This is a genomic window from Qipengyuania flava (assembly GCF_019448255.1).
GTDB lineage: Bacteria > Pseudomonadota > Alphaproteobacteria > Sphingomonadales > Sphingomonadaceae > Qipengyuania > Qipengyuania flava_A.
Window position 1 is genome coordinate 249,273 of the sequence record NZ_CP080410.1, and the last position, 18,567, is coordinate 267,839.

The window sequence follows — 18,567 nt, forward strand, 5'->3', positions numbered from 1 at the left end:
CCCATGTTTACAGCGTCAACATGGGTAGCAGATTTCGCGCCGGGTGCAAGCGCCTTGCTTCTTGAGGCGAGTTACTCGGCCGCTTCGATGCCGAGCAGCTGGACCGTGAAGAGCAGCGTCGCGCCGCCCGGGATGGGGCCGCGCCCCTCCGGTCCGTAGGCAAGGTCCGCCGGAGCGGCGATCTCGATGATATCGCCCACGCCCATCTCGGGGATGGCCATCTGCCAGGCCTTCACCAGCCGGCCGAGCGGGAAGGTCGCCGGCTGTCCGCGGTCGAAGGAGGAATCGAATGGCGTCCCGTCGATGAAGGTGCCGGCGTAGTGAACAGTCACCGTGTCCTCGACCCGCGGCTTATCATCGCTGCCTGCGTATTTGGCGTAGCGCCACTTGAGGCCGCCCGGCATGAACCGCCAGCCATCCTCGCGCGACAGGCTTGCGAGATAGGCTTGCTGCTCGGTCATCCAGACGATGTCCTGCGATCGGTCGGGTGCGTCCTGTGCAGCCAGCGGGGACGCAGCGGTGCCTGCGGCAAGCGCGGCCGCGAAGGCCATGAAATTCTTCATCCTCTTACCAGTCGTAGGCCTTGGGAAGGTCGCTCTCGTCAAGGTCGCGGTAGCGTTCCTTGAGGCGGCTCTGGTGGTTGTCGAGCGGCTGTTCGACCCCGTCGATATAGACCCGGATCGGGGCCGAGGAGACTTCGAGCGGGTCGCCGTCCCACACCACCAAATCGCCCATCGCGCCCGGCGCGAGGACACCGGCCTTGCCGTCCATTCCGCTGATCGCAGCAGGTACGGAGCTGATGGCGGCAAATGCCTGCCCCCAGCTCAGCCCATCCGCACCCGGAATGCGGGTCAGGGCGACCAGATTCCCAGCGTACTGATTGAGGTTGCGCGGGTTCTCCATGGCGCTGGCATTGATCGCCACGCGCACGCCCGCCTTGACCATGCGGCCGACATTGGACTGCGTGCTGCCGAGCTCGTCAAAACCCTGCGGCAGATCGTCGAGACCGTCGGCAATCACCGGAACGCCTGCTGCGGCGATCTCGTTCGCCACGAGCCAGCCTTCGCTCGCGCCAACAAGCACGAGGTCGAGGCGGGGGAATTCCCGCTTCAGCCCGAGCACGGTGCGGATGTCCGATGCCCGTTCAACCGCGATCATCAGCGGCTGTCTGCCCGAAAGGACCGCGCCCAGCGCTTCCGCGTCGGCGCGCGGGAGCATGGCGTCTGCCCCATCCCACGTGCCGTTCGCATAGGCGCGTGCTTCGAACAGCGCGTTGCGCAGCGCGGTGTACATCGCCGCGCGGCTGCCGCCAGAGATGCGAGCGCCGTATTCGCCCATCGCGACCGTCTGGAATGCGCGCGCTTCGACAACCGCGTCGCCATCGGCGCCAAGGTCGATGATCGCGCCCTGGCCGCCGAAGATCTCGCCGGTGGGCAGCACCGTGCTGGCCGCGCGTGTGATGCCAGCGGCGCGGTGGATCGCGATGTGCTGCGAGGCAGGGTTGATCGCAGGCGCCACGTCGAGCGCAGCGCTGAACGGACTGTCGCTCGCGCGCGTGTCGTTCGATTCGCTCACCGCGCCCACATCCCACAGGCCGAGCGAGGTCATCGTGGCGAAGAGGCCGGGCGTGACCCAGGTCCCGCTGCCGTCGAGCACCGGCACGCCCGCCGGAACGGCAACGCCGGTTCCGGCCGCGACAACCTTGCCGCCCTGGACGACGACGGTCGCGCCCTCGATCGGGTCGGAGCCGTCGCCGGTGGCGACAGTCGCGTTGGTGATGGCGACGCTCTGCGCGGCGGCAGGAGCGGCGAAGGCGAGGGCAATGGCGCTCGCAGCAAAGGTCAGGGCGCGGGTCATTTCACGTCTCCTTCACCGGGCTGGCCGAGCTCGAAATCGCTCACCGGGCGCCGCTTGCGGTCCATCGCGTCGAACATGAGGGCGCCGTCGATCCAGACCTTCTCGGGCCGCGAATACACTGACAGCGGATCGCCGTTCCACAATACCACATCGGCCATCTTGCCGGGCTCCAGGCTGCCGGTCATGCCGTCGATGCCCATGGCCTTGGCGGCGTTGAGGGTAATCCAGCGGATCACTTCGGCGTCGGGAATGTCGAGGCCGAGCCTCAGGCCCGCAGCCTGCGCCTTGGCGGCTTCTTGGTTGAGGCGCTGGATCCCGTTCGCATCGTCCGAATGGATCACCACGCAGGCGCCCGCCTGGTAAAGCAGCGCGGCGTTTTCGAGGATGCCGTCATAGGCTTCCATCTTGAAGCCGTACCAGTCGGCCCAGATGGCGCTGCACACGCCGTTTTCGCGCAGCAGGTCGCCGATCTTGTAGGATTCCACTGCGTGGTGGAAGGCGCTGACCTGGTATCCCATCTCCTTGGCCATATCCATGACCAGCGCCATTTCGTCGGCGCGGTAGCAGTGGTTGTGGACCAGGATCTCGCCGTCGAGCACGCCCTTCAGCGTTTCCTTGCCAAGGTCGCGCTTCTTGCCGTCATAGGCCTTCGCATCGAGCCAGGTCTGCCGATTGACCGCGAAATTGCCCATGCGGGTCGAGGGCATGCGCCCGCGGTTGCCGTAGACGCGCTTGGGGTTCTCGCCGCAGGCCATCTTGAAGCCGTAGGGCGCGCCGGGGAACTTCATCCCCTGCACGGTGCGGGCGGGCACGTTCTTGAGCGTCGCACTGCGGCCACCCATCAAATTGGCCGAACCGGGCAAGATCTGCAGGCTCGTCACGCCGCCATTGGCCAGCGCGCGGCTGAAGCCGGGATCCTGCGGCCAGACCGAATGCTCGGCCCAGACTTCGGGCGTGGTCGGGCTGGTGGCCTCGTTGCCATCGGAATGCGCCGCAACGCTGGGCGTCGGGTAGTCGCCGAGGTGCGAGTGGATGTCGATGATGCCCGGCGTCACGAATTTGCCGCTGCCGTCAATCCGATCGTAGCCTTCGGTCGAGAGCGAGGCATCGCCTACGGCCACCACTTCGCCATCGCGGAACAGGACCGTGCCGTTCTCGATCCGGTTGCCCGCCCCGTCATACACGGTCGCGCCGACCAGCGCCGTGGGGCGGCCGGGGTAGCGTTCGTAGGTCGAGGGGAACGGGTTCTTGTCGAAGGCCTGCGCCGCGCTGGCGCTTTCGGTCTTCGTCTGCCCGGTGGTCGAACAGGCGGCGAGCGCGGCGGCCGCGATGCCTGTGGCGATGGTGCGTGCTGTGATCCTCATGACGTCCCTCATGCCCTGAATTGTCGGCGCTGCAAACAGAAAGGGCGCGGATCACTCCGCGCCCTTCGTGTCTGTGCCAGGCTTAGTTGCCGGACTGTGTGGTGGGGTGCACCCCGGCCTCCTGGGGTTCGAGCCCCGCTTCGGCCTGCCCTTCGAGGGCATCGTCCTTGAGCGTGTCGAGATGCATCAGCTTCTTGATGAGCGGGCTGATGACCATCACCACGACGCCGATACCCACGGCGTACCAGCCGACCGTGGTGTAGACGTCGAGGACGACCTGCTTGCCGGCTTCCTCGCCGACGCCTTCGCCGCCGGTTGCCGCAGCGATCAGGCCGGCTGCGAAGTTACCGGTGGCCGATGCGAAGAACCAGGTGCCCATGATGAGCGAAGCCATGTGGCCCGGGCTCAGGCGGTTCATTGCCGACAGGCCTACCGGCGAGAGGCAGAGCTCGCCGGTGGTGTGCAGCAGGTAGATGAGGAAGATGAAGATGACCGGCGTCGGCACGTTCACGCCGACGCTTTCCGCGCCCCAGACCAGGACGAGGAAGCCGAGACCCACCTGGATCACGGCGAGGCCGAACTTCATCGGCGTGCTGGGTTCGGCGCCTTTGCGCGCCAGCCCCTGCCACAGCATCGCGAAGAGCGGTGCGAGCAGCACGATGTAGATCGCGTTGATCGACTGGAACATCGATGCGTTCACGCCTTCGGTGTCGACGTGGCGGTCGGTGAAGACGTTGAGCGACGAACCCGCCTGCTCGAACAGCGCCCAGAAGACGATCGACACGAAGATCAGGAACATCGCAGCGAAGATGCGATCGCGTTCCTCGGCCGGCAGCTTGGCCACGGCGGTGTACAGGACATACGCCACAAGGCCGCCGCCGAAGACGAGCAGCACCCAGCCCACGAGATCCTGGTACTGGATGGCGAGCCAGCAGAGCGCGACCATGCCGAGGCCCGCGCCGTAGATGCCGAATTCCTTGCCGCCGGCGATCTTCGCCGGGTCCTTCGGCTCACCCTTGCCCTTGAGCAGCGGCTTGCCGATCACGAAGAAGACGAGGCCGATCAGCATACCCACGCCGGCGAGGCCGAAGCCGTATTCCCAGCCGTAGGTCTGGCCGAGGAAGCCGCAGATGATCGAAGCGGTCGCGGCGCCGACGTTAATCCCCATGTAGAAGATGGTGTAAGCCGGGTCGCGGCGGATATCGGTCCGCTCGTAGAGCTGGCCGACGATCACCGAGATGTTCGCCTTGAGGAAGCCCGAGCCCACGATGATCAGCGCCAGCGCGAGCCAGAACACGTTGATCATCGGGTCGTCCTGGCCGCCGCCGCCTTCGAACGCCATGAAGAAGTGGCCGAAGGTCAGCAGGATCGCGCCGAACAGCACCGCCTTGCGCTGACCGAGATACCGGTCGGCAAGGTAGCCGCCCACGACCGGCGCAATGTACACCAGCGCGGTGTAGGCACCGTAGATGACGTAGGCCTTGTCCTCGGCAAACATCCAGTGCTGGATCAGGTAGAAGATCAGCAGGGCGCGCATGCCGTAGTAGGAGAAGCGCTCCCACATTTCGGCCATGAACAGCAGGAACAGCCCCTTGGGGTGCCCGATGACCTCTTCCTGCGGGCGGGTGATCAGCACCACGCCGCCGATGAGAAACGCTGCCAGTGCGACCACGGCAACCCTGAAAGTCCACATTTCGAACGCAGAGTCGAATGTGAAGAACATACCCTCGACCATAGATTTACGGTGTCCTTGTAATTTCCTGACCGGAACCGCGCAGGCGCGCCGGCCCTCCCCGAAGAAGCGCGCACCCTAGCGGTCTCGTGCGCAATGTGAAGCCTTAGTTACAGTCGTGACCGCATTGGCCGCAATCGGACGGAAAAGCGGGGAACCTTGTGCGCCGCGCTGTATTATGGCACTGTAGCAGTCTGTCGTTCGGGGAAGTGCAATGCCTAACCAGTCCAAGCCCGTTTATCTCAAGCTGCGCGACATGATCGCGGCGTCCATCATCGACGGACGTTATGCCGAAGGGGCCATGCTGCCCTCGGTGCGCGCGCTGGCCGCCGAACAGGGCGCAAACCCGCTCACGGTCGCCAAGGCTTATCAGCAGTTTCAAAACGATGGCCTGGTCGAAGTGCAACGCGGGGTCGGCATGTATGTCGTGACCGGCGCGGCCGATCGCCTGCGCCGCACCGAGCGCGAAGCCTTCCTGCGCGACGAATGGCCCGAAATCCGCGCCCGCATGGACCGCCTTGGCGTTTCCGCGAGCGAGCTTCTCGAAGAGGCCTGAGGGCTCTCTTCCAGCTATTTCCAACAGTTAGCTTGCGGCCAAGGCGCCCATCTGGCACAACCAGCCTGTCGGAAACGCGCGGAAAAGCGTGGTTCGATAGGGTCGCTGAATGGAAACAATAACTTGCGGCCAGTCCGTTGGGGCTGGTTGGGAGACGCCGCATGATCCGATCCGAGCTTCTTGCCGCCCTGGCGCAGGACAACCCTGACCTGCGGGCCGAGGAAGTCGAACAGATCGTTGACATTTTCTTCGAGGAAATAGCCGAGCGCCTGACCGAAGGCGGACGGGTCGAACTGCGCGGTTTCGGCGCTTTCTCGACGCGTGAGCGCGAAGCCCGCAAGGGCCGCAACCCGCGCACCGGCGAAGCGGTCGACGTGCCGGCCAAGCGCGTGCCCTACTTCAAGCCCGGCAAGGACATGCGCCGGCGCCTCAACGACGCCTGAGCCAACATCCTATTATCATCTGAGCGATTGCCCGCTTTCCGGCGAGCCACTAGGGCTGCCTGACGCGCGCGCGGGTGTGGCGGAATGGTAGACGCCGGGGACTTAAAATCCCCTGTCCTTTGGACGTGTGGGTTCGAGTCCCACCACCCGCACCACGCGCCAGTGTCGGCCGATTTCCATGCAATTCCAACGCTCCCCGGCAACCGGTGTCGGTCTGGCTGACAATTCCTCGCGCGGCCTTATCCCTGCGTTAACCCCTAGACCCGTATTAGCGATGTTCGAAGGGGCACTGGTCCAAGGACTCTGTGGCGGCCACTGCGGGGCTGCTGCGCACTTGGGGAATTGTAGGACGATGGAATTTACCACCGGACTTGGGATGGACGACAAGGCAACCGGCTCCGCAGCCGATCAGCGCGGCGCACCGCGCTACACCTCGCTTATCCGCGCGGCCAAGCTCGTGTGCGGACAGGGCGAGTTTGTCTGCGTCATCCGCGATGTTTCCTCTACCGGTGTCTCGCTGCGCACCTTCCATCCGCTGCCCACCGACCACGAAATCGCGCTCGAGCTCCAGAACGCCGAGAGCTACGAGATGAAGCAGGTCCGAATCGACGGGAACGAGGCGAGCTACCGCTTCAACCGGCCGATCGCGGTCGAGCGGCTGATTCACGAAAACTGGAACTTCCCCAAGCGCCAGCTTCGCCTCAACATCATGATCCCACTCACCGTTAGCGCCCTGTCCGGTAGCGCCGAGGCGGTGACGCTCAACATCTCGCAGCAGGGCGCGCGGATCGAGTGCGACCATGTCTTCGCGATCGACCAGCGCGTGACCATTTCGTGCGAGCACCTGCCGTCCGACATCCGCTGCAAGGTGCGCTGGCGCAAGGACAGCAATTACGGCCTCGTCTTCGAGGACACCTTCACCCTGCGCGAATTCGCCATGCTGGCGGTTCAGGTGCAGTGCCCCTTCCTGCTGCAGGACTAACCGCCCGCCACTCATCGATTTCGGCGCCGGCGTTAACCATCCCCTAACCATTATCCTTCACTCCCGATCAGGAAATGAACCGGGGGACTTCATGACCGTTCAAGCGCAGGAACTAGCCGTCGACGTTGCCATCATCGGCGCCGGTCCCGCAGGCCTTACCGCTGCTTACCTGCTGACCAAGCAGGGCAAGTCGGTCGCGATCATCGAGAAGGACGAGACCTATGTCGGCGGGATCAGCCGGACGGTCGAGCACGAAGGCTACCGCTTCGACATCGGCGGGCACCGCTTCTTCTCCAAGAGCCAGCAGGTCGTGGATCTGTGGAACGAGATCCTTGGCAAAGAGGATTTCATCCAGCGCCCGCGGATGAGCCGCATCTATTACGAAGGCAAATTCTACAGCTATCCGCTGCGCGCTTTCGAGGCGCTGTGGAACCTCGGCATCTGGCGCTCGACGGCCTGCATGGCGAGCTACTTGCGCTACAAGCTGTTCCCTAGGAAAGACGTGAAAAGCTTCGAGGACTGGACCACCAACCAGTTCGGCGAAAAGCTCTATTCAATCTTCTTCAAGACCTACACCGAGAAGGTGTGGGGCATGCCCTGCAATGAGATGAGCGCCGACTGGGCGGCGCAGCGCATCAAGGGCCTTTCGCTCTGGAGCGCGGTTGTCGACGGCCTCAAGCGCAGCCTGGGGCTCAACAAAAAGCCCAACGACGGCATGGCGACCAAGACGCTGCTCGAAACCTTCCGCTACCCGCGGCTGGGCCCGGGCATGATGTGGGACGCCGCGCGCGACAAGGTGCTCGCCACCGGCAAGGGACACCTGTTCATGGGCCACGGCCTCAAGCAGCTCACTGCCGATGCCAAGGGCGGCTGGCGCATGAGCGCGAGCGGGCCGGGCGGCGAAGTCGTCGTCAGCGCAAAACACGCCATCAGCAGCGCGCCTATGCGCCAGCTCGCAAAGCGCCTGCACCCGCTGCCCAAGTCCACGCTTCAGGCCAACGACCTCAAGTACCGCGACTTCCTGACCGTTGCGCTGATGGTCGAGGGCGAAGACCTCTTCCCCGACAACTGGATCTACATCCACGACAGCAAGGTGAAGGTCGGCCGCGTACAGAACTTCCGCAGCTGGTCGCCCGAAATGATCCCGGACGAAAGCATGGCCTGCGTCGGTCTCGAATACTTCTGTTTCGAAGGCGATGGTCTGTGGTCGATGGACGACGATGACCTCGTCAAGCTTGCCACCGACGAGATGGAAATACTGGGTCTCGTCGACCGCAAGAAGGTGAAGTCCGGCGCCGTGGTGCGCCAGGAAAAGGCCTATCCGGTCTATGACGAGGACTACGCCGCCAATGTCGATGCCATGCGCATCGAGCTGGAGGAAAAGCACCCGACGCTGCACCTCGTGGGCCGCAACGGCATGCACCGCTACAACAACCAGGACCACGCGATGATGACCGCCATGCTGACGGTCGAGAACATCCTCGCTGGCGAGCGTGTCTACGATACCTGGTGCGTCAACGAAGACGCCGAGTACCACGAAGCGGGCGACGAAGGCGCCGAGAAGGCTTTGCCCGATACGCGCCAGCCGCTGAGCGACGACCAGGTGGCTGCGCTCTCCTCGGTGCGCGAGGTGCCCGAGCGTCTTCCCGCCGGCGACCAGAAAGCCGCTTAGGCCGTGGCCGCCTTCATCACCCGGATGGCCGATATCCGCCTGGTGCGGTATCTCCTCGCCAGCGTTGGCGCGCTGGCGGTGGATGTCGGGGTATTCCTTTCCTTGCTGGCCTTCGGTGTGTGGGCCGCAGCCGCCTCGGCGGTCGGCTATTGCCTTGGCATTGCCGCGCACTGGCTGATGAGCAGCCGCGCCGTATTTGTCGGAAATGTCGCAGAGCGTGGGGCGGGCCGTATCCGCCAGAAAGCGCTGTTCGTCGGATCGGCGCTGGTCGGTCTGGGGCTGACGACGGCGATTGTCTGGGCGGGCGATGCCAGCGGCTTCGATCCGCGCCTTGCCAAGCTTGTCGCGATCGCGGTGAGCTTTACCGCCACATGGCTCCTTCGCAGCCGCGTGGTTTTCCGATAGCGATAGCCGCCGATGGGACATCGGGGGTTCGACTGGCGCGATTTCCTGCGCAGGCCGCAGGCCGTGCTGGCCGCGTGGCTGGTGTGGTGCGCGGCGCGCCTCGCCTTGCAACCGCTGTTCGGCTGGGATCCTGTCGGCCCCGATGACTGGACCCGCCTGCTCGAAGTGCGCAGCCTGCTCGACGGGCAGGCCTTCTGGGATGTGACCCAGTACCGGATGAACCCGCCCGAGGGGTTCTCCATGCACTGGTCGCGGCTGGTCGACCTGCCGATCGCCGCGCTGGCGCTGCCGCTGGGCGAAACCGCCGCACTGGCGCTTGCGCCGCTGATCTGGCTGCTACCCGCGCTGTTTGCCGTGCGGGCGATCCTCCTTCGCCTTGGCGCGAGCGAGCTGGCGCTGGGTTTCGGCCTGGTCCTACTCCCGCTCATGCCGCTGCTGCCCGAGGCTTTTGCGCCCATGCGGATCGATCACCACACGCCGCAGGCGGTGCTTGGCCTGGTATGCGCAGCGCTGCTGCTGTCGCCCGGCCGACGCGCAGCCGTTGCGGCCGGACTGTGCGCCGCAGCATGGATTCTCATATCGCTCGAAGGCCTGCCGCTAGTGGCGGTGATCACCGCGCTCTATGCGCTTCGCTACGTGCTGCGGGGCGATCGTATGCTGGGCTGGTTCCTTGGCACACTGACCCTCGGAACAATGGCGCTTGGCTTCGCAACCCGCGGGCCGGCGATGTTCGCCCCGGGCTATTGCGATGTCGTGCTGCCCGGACACTTCGCCGCTTTCGCCGTGGCAGCCGCCGCAAGCGCGATCGCTCCATTCTTGCCGGGTCAGGACCGCATAGCTGCGCGGATCGCGGCTCTGCTGCCCGTCCCGATCGCGGCGCTCGCTGTCGCTGCGGCTACCCTGGGACCGTGCCTTGCGAACCCCATGGCCCAACTCGATCCCGTTCTGCAGAGCTACTGGCACGGCTACATCACCGAAGGCCTGCCGGTGTGGCGCCAGCCGGTCTCGGTCATGCTGATGACGCTGTGGACGCCTGCCATCGTACTGGTCGCCGCCTGGACCCGCCGGGAGGTCTGGCAGGAAGCGGGTAGTGAAGAGGCTCTCGTCTGGACGCTCGCCACGCTGCTGGCGCTCGCAGCCAGCGGCTATGGGATCCTTCTGATGCGCGCAGGCGTGATCGCGCAGCTTCTCGCGCTGGCTTTCTCCGCGATCCTGCTTGCCCACTGGCTGCCGAAGGCTCGGGCGCTCGACACCGCGCTTCCGCGCATTGGTGCCACGCTTGCGGTGATCGGCCTTGGAACCCCGGTGCTCGCCAGCGCACTCGCTGCGCCGCTCGATGCGCGCTTTCCTTCGCAGACCCTGCGCGGATCGGTGCAGGCGCCGGTGGAAGCGGGCGAATGCGACTTCAGCCGCCTCGGCGCGCTGGAGACCGGCCTCATCCTTGCCCCGCTCGATGCAGGCCCCGAAATCCTCGGCCTGACGCAGCACAGGATCCTCGCGGCAAGTTATCATCGCAACCAGGCTCCCATGCGCGATGCCCTGCTCGCCTTCACGGGTTCGGTCGAAGAGGCCCGGCGGATCGTGCGAGCGCGCGATATCGATTTCGTCGTCGCCTGCGGTTCGGCGGCCGACCTTGCCCTCTACCGCACCGCCGGGGCAGGCAATTTCGCCAATGCCCTGCTCGCCCGGACACCGCCCGATTGGCTCGAGCGCGACGAGGTGGTCAGCGCCGGGGCGCTGCGCGTCTATCGCGTGCTGCGCTAAGGCCGGTCAGGCCGGGCGGAAGTCCATTGCCAGCCCGTTGATGCAGTGGCGCTTGCCGGTCGGGCGCGGGCCATCGTTGAAGATGTGCCCCAGGTGCCCGCCGCAGTCGGCGCAGTGCACTTCGGTGCGCGGATAGCCGATCTTGTAATCGGTGCTGGTGCCCACGGCGCCCTTGTCGATCGCTTGCCAGAAGCTGGGCCAGCCGGTGCGCGAATCGTACTTCGTCTTCGAGCTGTAGAGCGCGTTGCCGCAGCCAGCGCACAGGAAGGTGCCGGCGCGCTTTTCCTCGTTCAGCGGCGAGGAGTAGGGCCGTTCGGTCCCGGCCTGGCGCAGGATGTAGAATTCGCTCTTGGTCAGCCGCTTGCGCCATTCCGCTTCGCTGAGCGAAATCGGGAAGTCCTTTGCCTCGGCCGGGGCCGAGCCGCAGGCGGTCAGCGCCGCGAAGCTGACGGATGCGCCGATCCAGCCGAGCAGGCGGCGGCGGTCGAGGGAAGTGTCGGTCATAAGGCCCTGGCTCATGGCGTGGGACGATAGTGCCCCACGCCTGAACCTACGCTTGAACCGGCCAAAAGGTTACAGGCCGAAGGCCAACTCAGAACTCGGTGATCTCGACTTCGAGCTTGCGGAAGCCGTGCACGAAGTTGGCGCGCACGCGCTCGATATCGCCTGCGACATGCACGCGCATGCGGCGCTTGTGCATTTCCTCGAGCAGGACGCGCAGCTGCAATTCGGCAAGGCGCGCACCGACGCAGCGGTGGATGCCGTAGCCAAAGGCGATGTGGCGACGCGCATTCTCGCGTTCTAGGTCGAGCTTGTCGGGGTTCTCGAACACCTCTTCGTCGCGGTTGGCCGAAAGGTACCACAGCACGACCTTGTCGCCGGCCTTGATCGTCTGGCCGAAGACCTCGGTGTCTTCCACGCAGGTGCGGCGCATATGCGCAAGCGGGGTCTGCATGCGGAGCATTTCCTGCACCGCATTGGGGATGATTTCCGGCTTCTGTTCGAACAGCTTGCGCTGCTCGGGGTTCTTGTCGAGCTGGTAGACGAAGCCGCTCATCGAATTGCGCGTGGTGTCGTTGCCGCCCACGATCAGCAGGATGAGGTTGCCCATGAATTCCTGCGGGCTCATCTGGTTCATGGCCTCGGAGTGGATCATCATCGAGATGAGATCGTCGCCCGGCTCCTTGTCGTGCGTGCGCTCGATCCACAGCGACTGGAAGTAGCCGGCCATCTCCTGGAGGATACCCCAACGCACCTCGTCGAGATCGCGCACGGTGGCGAGCTCGGTGTCGCCCGACCAGTCGGACCAGAAGGTCAGCAGGCGGCGGTCTTCCCAGGGGAAGCCGAAGAGGATCGCGAGCATGCCCGTGGTCAGCTCGATCGAGACCTTGTCGACCCAGTCGAACACCTCGCCGCGCGGCAGCGTGTCGAGCAGCTCGCCGGTGCGCTGGCGAATCTCGCCTTCCATCTCGGCCATGCCGGAGGGCGTGAACTTGGGCGCGACGGTGCGGCGCTGGCCGGTGTGCTGCGGGCGGTCCATTGCGATGAACATGGGCAGCTCACGGCGTTCCTCGATCCCGCGCTCGGCCAGCTCTTCCTCGGTCAGGCGGTTGAGGATGGTGATCCCGCCGTGCTCCCAGCTGGAGGAGAAGGTATCGGGCAGCGCCTCGATGTGCTGGATCGCCTTGTGGCCGACCACCGCCCAATAGGGGCCGAAGGGGCTTTCGGGGATGTAATGCAACGGACCGGCTTCGCGCATTTCGCGGAAGATCGGGTGCCAGGTGTTCTCGGCGTAGATGTCGCTGCGGCTGACGTCCCACTTGTGCGGGTGCTCAAGACGCTCTTCGGGATGCTCCTCGAAGTGCTTCTTCAGCGCTTCATAGGCCGTGGGGGACGTACGGCATTGGGGGCGTTCAACTGCGGCGGTTGCCATGTCACTCTCCTAGCGCGGGGGCGACTCCGTCCGGCCGCCTCTCCTGTTGCCTACCATCCTGCCCTAACTGACAGGCGTGTCAATAGTGCGTTTCAAATCGCTACCGATCTAGCAGGGCGCTTCGTCGCTGCATTGCAAATTCGCGACGCGTCAGGCTGCGCGCGTGCCCGCCACATGGCCTTTAACCGCGCGCCCGCCCTTGCCCGATTTCATCACGCGCCGGCGGAAGATCTGCGCGCCGAAGCGCACGAACAGCAGCACGCACAGCGCCTGCCAGCCCAGCGCGAGCGCGTGCGGCCAGAGCGCTTCGGATTGCGCGGCGCGTGCCAGCATGGCGAAGGGCGAGGAGAGCGGGAAGATGGCCGCAAACAGCTCCATCGGCGACCCGGGACGCGTGATCGAGGAGGCGGCGAGGAAGAACACCAGCAGCTGCGCCATGGTCACGGGCATGGACAGGGTCTGCACCTCGCGCACGGTTGCCGCCATGCCGCCAATGGTCAGGAACAGCGAGCCGAGCAGCAGGTAGCCCATGGCGAAGTAAACGATCCCGAAACCGATGAAGAGCGGCCAGCCGAGCGCCGGTTCGGGCAGCTGCGGCAGCGCGTTGCCTGCGAGCAGCGCAATGGCACCGCCGGCTGCGCCCCACACGGCTATGCCGACGAAGCTGACGCCAAGCATGGCGACGAGCTTGCCGAGGAACACCGATTCCATCGGGATGGCGGCCGCGAGGACCTCGATGACCTTGTTGGCTTTCTCCTCGACGAGATTGGAAAGGACCATGCCTGCCAGCAGCATCATCAGGAGGAAGAGCAGCAATTGCCCCGCCTGCGCGGTGCGAATGCGGTCGGTGCGCTGGGCGGCGATCGTGGTTGCGACCGGGCGCGGGGTGACCGCGGGGTAGCTGGTCGCTTCGCCCGCGCGGGCTTCGGAGGCCATCATGGCGACCGGGCCGCTCCAGAAGGCGATGGCCTCCTGCGTGCCGGTCAGTTCGGGCGAATCGAGTGTACCGCTAATGACCGCCGTGTAGTTGCGCCCTTCTTCGCGCAGGATCGCTTCGGGCGCTTCGCGGCTGGTCGTTGCCTCCAGTTCGGGCAGGGCGTTGCCGATTTGCGGAGCGAGCCGGGCGCGAGCCTCGATCATGGCGGCGGCATCGGCATCCGCCATGGCCACGGCGACAAGGCGCGTGGTGGCGTCGCGCTGGACCTGGCCGCCGATCCCGCCGGCAAGTGCCCCGACGATGATCGGGAACAGCGGCCCCAGGAGGAAAAAGAAGAACGCGCGGCTGAACAGGATCGCGTGGAAATCGCGCCGCGCCACGACGCGGGCGGCCTCGAAACGCGAAAGGCGGGTGGTGTCGCTCATTGCGCGGCTCCTTCGGCACTGTCTTCTTCCAGCGCGCGGGCCGCGGCCTCGCCTGCGATCTCGACGAAGGCGTCGTGCAGGCCGGCGCGTTCGATGGAGAGCGACAGGATACCCGCCTCGCCGTCGATCAGCCGCTTCAATAGCGCTTCGACGCCGGTGTCGGGCACGGGGAAATACCAGAAATGGCTTTCTGCAGACTTGGCGTCGTGGCGGACTTCGGCGGGAAGTGCCTCGCGCCAGGCGCCTTCGCTGGTGCGCGTTTCCAGCCGGACCTGCGCCGGAATCCGGTCGCGCGCGGCGTCGACCGATCCGGCGTAGGGCACCTTGCCCCCCGCGATGATCGCAACCTCGTTGCACAGGCGCTCGGCGTGGTGGATCACATGGGTCGAGAAGATCACCGTGGTGCCGGCCTGCGCCAGTTCGCGGATCATGACTTCAAGCTTGCCCTGATTGATCGCATCGAGGCCGCTGAAAGGCTCGTCGAACACGACCAGTTTCGGGCGGTGGACCAGCGTGCCGAGCAGCTGGACCGTCTGCGCCATGCCCTTCGAAAGCTGGCGGATCTGGCGGTCGACCGCATGGCCAAGACCGTGGCGTTCGAGCAGTTCGCGTCCGCGCGCCCGGCCCTCGTCCAGCGGCAGCCCGCGCAGCGCGCCCATGAAGGCAATCGCCTCGTCGCATTTCATCGCCGGGTAGAGGCCGCGTTCCTCGGGCAAATAGCCGATCAGCTTGGCGACCTCGTGCGGCTGGTCGTTACCGAACACGCGGCGCACGCCTTCGTCGGGGTCGATGATGCCCAGCAGCATGCGCAGCGTCGTCGTCTTGCCCGCGCCATTGGGGCCGAGGATTCCGTAGATCGCGCCTAGCGGCACGGCGATATCGACGCCGTCCACCGCCAGCGTGTCGTCGAAGCGCTTGACCAGCCCGCGTGCCTCGATAGCGAGCGGGGGCTGGGCGTCGGCAAGGGGTCGCGTCATGGTGCCTGTCTCGATAAGCATGGGACTTGGCATAATCGGTGCCGGTGAACGGGAGCACACGCAAGCGTGGTTAACGCGGACTTGCAGGCGGACTTGCGCGAAGAGGCGGCGCGGCTGGGCTTTGCCGCCTGCGGTTTCACCGCGGCCGCACCCGACCCGCAGCGCGCCGAGCGGCTCGAGGATTTCCTCGGAGAAGGGCGCCATGGGTCGATGGAATGGATGGAGACGCGCAAGGCCCAGCGCGCCTCGCCCCAGGGGCTATGGCCCGAGGCGAAGAGCGTCATCGCGCTCGGCATGAGCTACGCGCCCGATGGCGACCCGCTGGCACTGGAAGGTGAGGGCGAGAAGGCGCGCATTTCGGTCTACGCCCATGGCCGCGACTACCACGATGTCGTCAAGAAAGCGCTGAAGGCGCTCGCCCGCTGGCTGATCGAACGCGCGCCCGACAGCGAGCTCAAGGTCTTCGTCGATACCGCTCCCGTCATGGAGAAGCCCTTGGGCGAGGCGGCGGGGCTCGGCTGGCAGGGCAAGCACACCAATCTCGTCAGCCGCGAACACGGCAGCTGGCTGTTCCTCGGCGCGATCTACACGACGCTCGAATTCGCTCCCGATGCTCCGGGGCGCGACCGCTGCGGATCGTGCCGCGCCTGCCAGGACGCCTGCCCGACCGACGCCTTCCCGCAAGCCTACCAGCTCGACGCGCGGCGCTGCATTTCCTACCTCACGATCGAGCACAAGGGACCGGTCCCGGAGGAGTTCCGTGAGGCACTGGGCAACCGCATCTACGGCTGCGACGATTGCCTGGCGGTGTGCCCCTGGAACAAGTTTGCCGACACCGCGCACCGGCACTTGAAGCTCGCCCCGCGCGAAGAGCTGCTGGCCCCGGAGCTGGCGCAGTTCCTGCGTTTCGATGACGCGGGCTTTCGCCAGTTCTTTTCCGGATCGCCGATCAAGCGGATCGGGCGCGACCGGTTCGTGCGCAACTGCCTCTATGCGGCGGGGAACAGAGGTTCTCCTGCGCTCGCCGAGCCGGTCGCGGCACTACTGGACGATCCCGACCCGGTCGTTGCCGATGCGGCGCGCTGGGCCAAGGAGCGGCTCGGCTAGTCCTTGCGGTAGAGGTGGTCGTGTTCGCCAAGGCGCGGCGCGGGCGAAGGATCGGGCGCGTCCCAAGCGGAGAAGCTCGAGGGTTCGCGCATCTCGACAACACCGCCTTCGCTGGGGTGTTCGCGCCGCAGGAAGAATCCGGAAGCGTTGAGGTGCGGTTCCTGTGCCATGTCCGCCATATCGCGCACGGGCATGGCCGGGATAGAATTGGCGTGCATCAGGGCCAGCAGGTCCGCGGTGGTGAAGGTCGCCGTGAGTTCGGCAATCCGGCCGTAAAGCGCGCTCTGGCCCGCGATCAGACCCTCAATGGTCGAGAAGCGTTCCTCGCGGGCAAAGGCCTCGTCTCCCATGAGCGCGATCACCTTGGTGAAATGGTCGAGCTTGTAGGGCACGATGCTGATGTAGCCATCCTTCGTCGGGAAGGGCTGGCGATCCGGATCGACCTGGCGCGCGTAACACGCTTGCCCGACCGGCGGGTCAAAGGTGTTTCCGCCCAGATGCTCCTTCAGCATGAAGCTGCTAAAGGCTTCGAACATGGGGATTTCGACATGCTGGCCCTCGCCGGTCCGCAGCCGGTGGATGACCGCCGCCATCACCGCGTAGGCGGCGTGGAGGCCGGCGACCTTGTCGGCGATGAGCGAAGGGAGGTAGCGCGGACGCTCTTCCCCGTCGGCGCGCGGAAGCAAGGTCGCGGTGCCGCTGCCGGCCTGTATCACATCGTCATAGGCCTGGAGGCCCGCGTAAGGGCCGCCCGATCCGAAGCCGACGCAATGCGCGTAGATGATCCCCGGCGCGTATTCGCGCACGCTGCCATATCCGAAGCCGAGCCGTCCGATCGCCTCGGCGCGCACGTTGTGAATGAAGATATCCGCGCTTTCGAGCAGCTCGCGCAAGGTGGCTGCATCGCTGTCCTGCTTGAGGTCCAGCACCAGCGAGGACTTGCCGCGGTTGAGCGCGATGTAGCCCGGGCTCATGCCGGGCGTCTTCGCGGGCTTGGCGGCGTAGCGGAACCCGTCGCCACCGGGCGCCTCGACCTTGATAACCTCGGCCCCGAAATCAGCGAGGATCTGCGTGCAATAGGGTCCGAAAACGACCGAGGTCATGTCGACCACCCGAAGCCCTTCGAGCATCGGCCGACCGTCCCCGGATGCGATCACCGCATTTCCTTGAGCGGCACCGAGGCATCGGCGAGGAGGTCCGGATCGATCTCCGCCCGGTCCATCACCAGCTTGCGGCCCTGGACGTAATCCTTGGTGTTGTTGACGCAGTCGAGCGCCAGAACCCGGCCTTCGCGCAGATAGATCACGCTGAACTTCCTTTCCGCCGGATCGCCGCGCAGCACTGTTTCGTCATGGCCAATGGAAAGCCCGACCGTTTGCAGGCGCAGATCGTACTGGTTCGACCAGAACCACGGCACCGCATCGTAATCCTGCTTGTCGCCCATGATCGCCTTGGCGGCGCAGGTGGCCATGTCGTTGGCGTTCTGGACCGATTCCAAGCGGATGACCTTGTTGTCGGCATAGGGGTTGGCGTGCGCGGCGCAGTCGCCGATCGCGTAGATATCGTCGAGCGTGGTGCGGCAGTAGCTGTCGACATCGACCCCGTTCGAACCCGCAGCGCCCGCCGCGATCAGCGGACCGACGGACGAAACGATGCCGATCCCGGCAATCACGATATCGCAGGCTATCGTCTCGCCGCTGTCGGTGAGCACGCCGGTCACGCGGCCGCCCTCGCCCTCGATGGTCTCGACCCCGGTCGACAGGCGCAGGTCGACGCCCTGTTCGCGGTGGTAGGCGGCGTAGAAGTCGGACAAATCCGGCCCGGCAACCCGCGCCAGCACGCGGTCGAGCATTTCGACCACGGTGACCTGGCAGTCGAGCTTGCGCAGGACGGCTGCGGCTTCGAGCCCGATGTATCCCGCGCCGATAATGACCGCACGCTTGCCGCCGCTCCCCAGCTCCTCCTTGAGCGCGTCGACATCGCGGCGAGAGCGGATGTAGTGGATGCCGCCCAGGTCGCAGCCCGGACAGGACAGACGGCGTGCATCCCCGCCCGCTGCCCAGATCAGCTTGCGATAAGTGACGCGCGTGTCGTCCGACAGGCCGAGCTCGTGCGCGATCGGGTCGACCTCGTTGACGTTGCGCCCGAGGCGCAGCTCCACGTCCTTGTCCGCCCAGAACTGCTCGGGGCGGATCTGGATGCGCTCGAACGGCTTGTCACCCGCGAGGTATTCCTTCGAAAGCGGCGGGCGTTCGTAGGGCGGGTTGCGGTCGCGGCTGACCATGAGGATCGACCCCTCATGCCCGTTCTGGCGCAGCGCGATGGCTGCCTGTGCTCCGCCGTGGCCCGATCCCACGATGACGACGTCGTAATGTTCCATCGCGGCGGTGGCTGGCGCGAAATCGCCAGCCGG

Annotated in this window: 17 protein-coding genes and 1 tRNA gene; 8 read left to right on the forward strand and 10 right to left on the reverse strand. The window is 65.7% G+C overall.

Annotated features, from left to right (window positions below):
* Positions 1 to 71: 71 nt before the first annotated feature.
* The 4 genes from KUV82_RS01355 to KUV82_RS01370 form a co-directional block, all read right to left on the reverse strand.
* A complete protein-coding gene (locus tag KUV82_RS01355) occupies positions 72 to 551 on the reverse strand; it encodes an FKBP-type peptidyl-prolyl cis-trans isomerase (RefSeq protein WP_219955123.1) in 480 nt (159 codons plus the stop codon).
* A 16-nt stretch (positions 552 to 567) separates the two neighbouring features.
* Positions 568 to 1,857: an amidohydrolase family protein gene (locus KUV82_RS01360; protein ID WP_219955124.1), complete on the reverse strand. Its 1,290-nt coding sequence runs from the start codon at positions 1,855 to 1,857 to the stop codon at positions 568 to 570.
* A complete protein-coding gene (locus KUV82_RS01365; RefSeq protein ID WP_219955125.1) occupies positions 1,854 to 3,221 on the reverse strand; it encodes an amidohydrolase in 1,368 nt (455 codons plus the stop codon). Before KUV82_RS01365 ends, KUV82_RS01360 begins: the two co-directional genes overlap by 4 nt.
* A gap of 82 nt (positions 3,222 to 3,303) precedes the next feature.
* Positions 3,304 to 4,956, reverse strand: coding sequence for a peptide MFS transporter (locus tag KUV82_RS01370; RefSeq protein WP_219955126.1), 1,653 nt, complete (start codon positions 4,954 to 4,956; stop codon positions 3,304 to 3,306).
* A 211-nt stretch (positions 4,957 to 5,167) separates the two neighbouring features.
* On the opposite strand from KUV82_RS01370, the gene KUV82_RS01375 reads away from it, so the two are divergent.
* The 7 genes from KUV82_RS01375 to KUV82_RS01405 all read left to right on the forward strand — a co-directional run bounded on the left by KUV82_RS01375 (position 5,168) and on the right by KUV82_RS01405 (position 10,775).
* Positions 5,168 to 5,509, forward strand: a complete 342-nt coding sequence (locus KUV82_RS01375) for a GntR family transcriptional regulator (protein WP_219955127.1) — start codon at positions 5,168 to 5,170, stop codon at positions 5,507 to 5,509.
* A 161-nt stretch (positions 5,510 to 5,670) separates the two neighbouring features.
* Positions 5,671 to 5,952: an integration host factor subunit beta gene (locus KUV82_RS01380; protein ID WP_219955128.1), complete on the forward strand. Its 282-nt coding sequence runs from the start codon at positions 5,671 to 5,673 to the stop codon at positions 5,950 to 5,952.
* A gap of 70 nt (positions 5,953 to 6,022) precedes the next feature.
* A tRNA-Leu gene (locus KUV82_RS01385) sits at positions 6,023 to 6,107 on the forward strand.
* A gap of 197 nt (positions 6,108 to 6,304) precedes the next feature.
* The gene (locus KUV82_RS01390) at positions 6,305 to 6,934 is read left to right on the forward strand and encodes a PilZ domain-containing protein (RefSeq protein ID WP_219955129.1); all 630 of its coding nucleotides are present in this window, start codon (positions 6,305 to 6,307) and stop codon (positions 6,932 to 6,934) included.
* A 91-nt stretch (positions 6,935 to 7,025) separates the two neighbouring features.
* Positions 7,026 to 8,606, forward strand: a complete 1,581-nt coding sequence (locus tag KUV82_RS01395; RefSeq protein WP_219955130.1) for an NAD(P)/FAD-dependent oxidoreductase — start codon at positions 7,026 to 7,028, stop codon at positions 8,604 to 8,606.
* Positions 8,607 to 8,609: 3 nt separating this feature from the next.
* Positions 8,610 to 9,011 (forward strand): GtrA family protein, encoded by a 402-nt coding sequence (locus KUV82_RS01400; protein ID WP_258319793.1) that lies wholly within the window; start codon positions 8,610 to 8,612, stop codon positions 9,009 to 9,011.
* Between the two features lie 12 nt (positions 9,012 to 9,023).
* A complete protein-coding gene (locus KUV82_RS01405) occupies positions 9,024 to 10,775 on the forward strand; it encodes a hypothetical protein (RefSeq protein WP_219955131.1) in 1,752 nt (583 codons plus the stop codon).
* 6 nt (positions 10,776 to 10,781) lie between these two features.
* Here KUV82_RS01405 and msrB read toward each other — a convergent pair whose 3' ends face one another.
* The 4 genes from msrB to KUV82_RS01425 all read right to left on the reverse strand — a co-directional run bounded on the left by msrB (position 10,782) and on the right by KUV82_RS01425 (position 15,047).
* Complete coding sequence (msrB, locus tag KUV82_RS01410; protein ID WP_219955132.1) at positions 10,782 to 11,279, reverse strand: peptide-methionine (R)-S-oxide reductase MsrB; 498 nt, start codon at positions 11,277 to 11,279, stop codon at positions 10,782 to 10,784.
* Between the two features lie 88 nt (positions 11,280 to 11,367).
* Complete coding sequence (locus KUV82_RS01415) at positions 11,368 to 12,708, reverse strand: cytochrome P450 (RefSeq protein WP_219955133.1); 1,341 nt, start codon at positions 12,706 to 12,708, stop codon at positions 11,368 to 11,370.
* 150 nt (positions 12,709 to 12,858) lie between these two features.
* Positions 12,859 to 14,070, reverse strand: coding sequence for an ABC transporter permease (locus tag KUV82_RS01420; protein WP_219955134.1), 1,212 nt, complete (start codon positions 14,068 to 14,070; stop codon positions 12,859 to 12,861).
* Complete coding sequence (locus KUV82_RS01425; RefSeq protein WP_219955135.1) at positions 14,067 to 15,047, reverse strand: ABC transporter ATP-binding protein; 981 nt, start codon at positions 15,045 to 15,047, stop codon at positions 14,067 to 14,069. The genes KUV82_RS01420 and KUV82_RS01425 overlap by 4 nt, the downstream gene beginning before the upstream one ends.
* Positions 15,048 to 15,113: 66 nt before the next feature.
* Here KUV82_RS01425 and queG point away from each other — a divergent pair, with 66 nt between their 5' ends.
* On the forward strand, positions 15,114 to 16,154 hold the full coding sequence (gene queG, locus KUV82_RS01430; RefSeq protein WP_219955136.1) for a tRNA epoxyqueuosine(34) reductase QueG: 1,041 nt from the start codon (positions 15,114 to 15,116) through the stop codon (positions 16,152 to 16,154).
* On the opposite strand, the gene KUV82_RS01435 is transcribed toward queG, so the two are convergent.
* Positions 16,151 to 17,311, reverse strand: coding sequence for a CaiB/BaiF CoA transferase family protein (locus tag KUV82_RS01435; protein WP_219955137.1), 1,161 nt, complete (start codon positions 17,309 to 17,311; stop codon positions 16,151 to 16,153). The two genes, queG and KUV82_RS01435, sit on opposite strands and share 4 nt — an antisense overlap.
* On the reverse strand, positions 17,308 to 18,534 hold the full coding sequence (locus tag KUV82_RS01440) for an NAD(P)/FAD-dependent oxidoreductase (protein ID WP_219955138.1): 1,227 nt from the start codon (positions 18,532 to 18,534) through the stop codon (positions 17,308 to 17,310). The genes KUV82_RS01435 and KUV82_RS01440 overlap by 4 nt, the downstream gene beginning before the upstream one ends.
* Positions 18,535 to 18,567 lie beyond the last annotated feature (33 nt).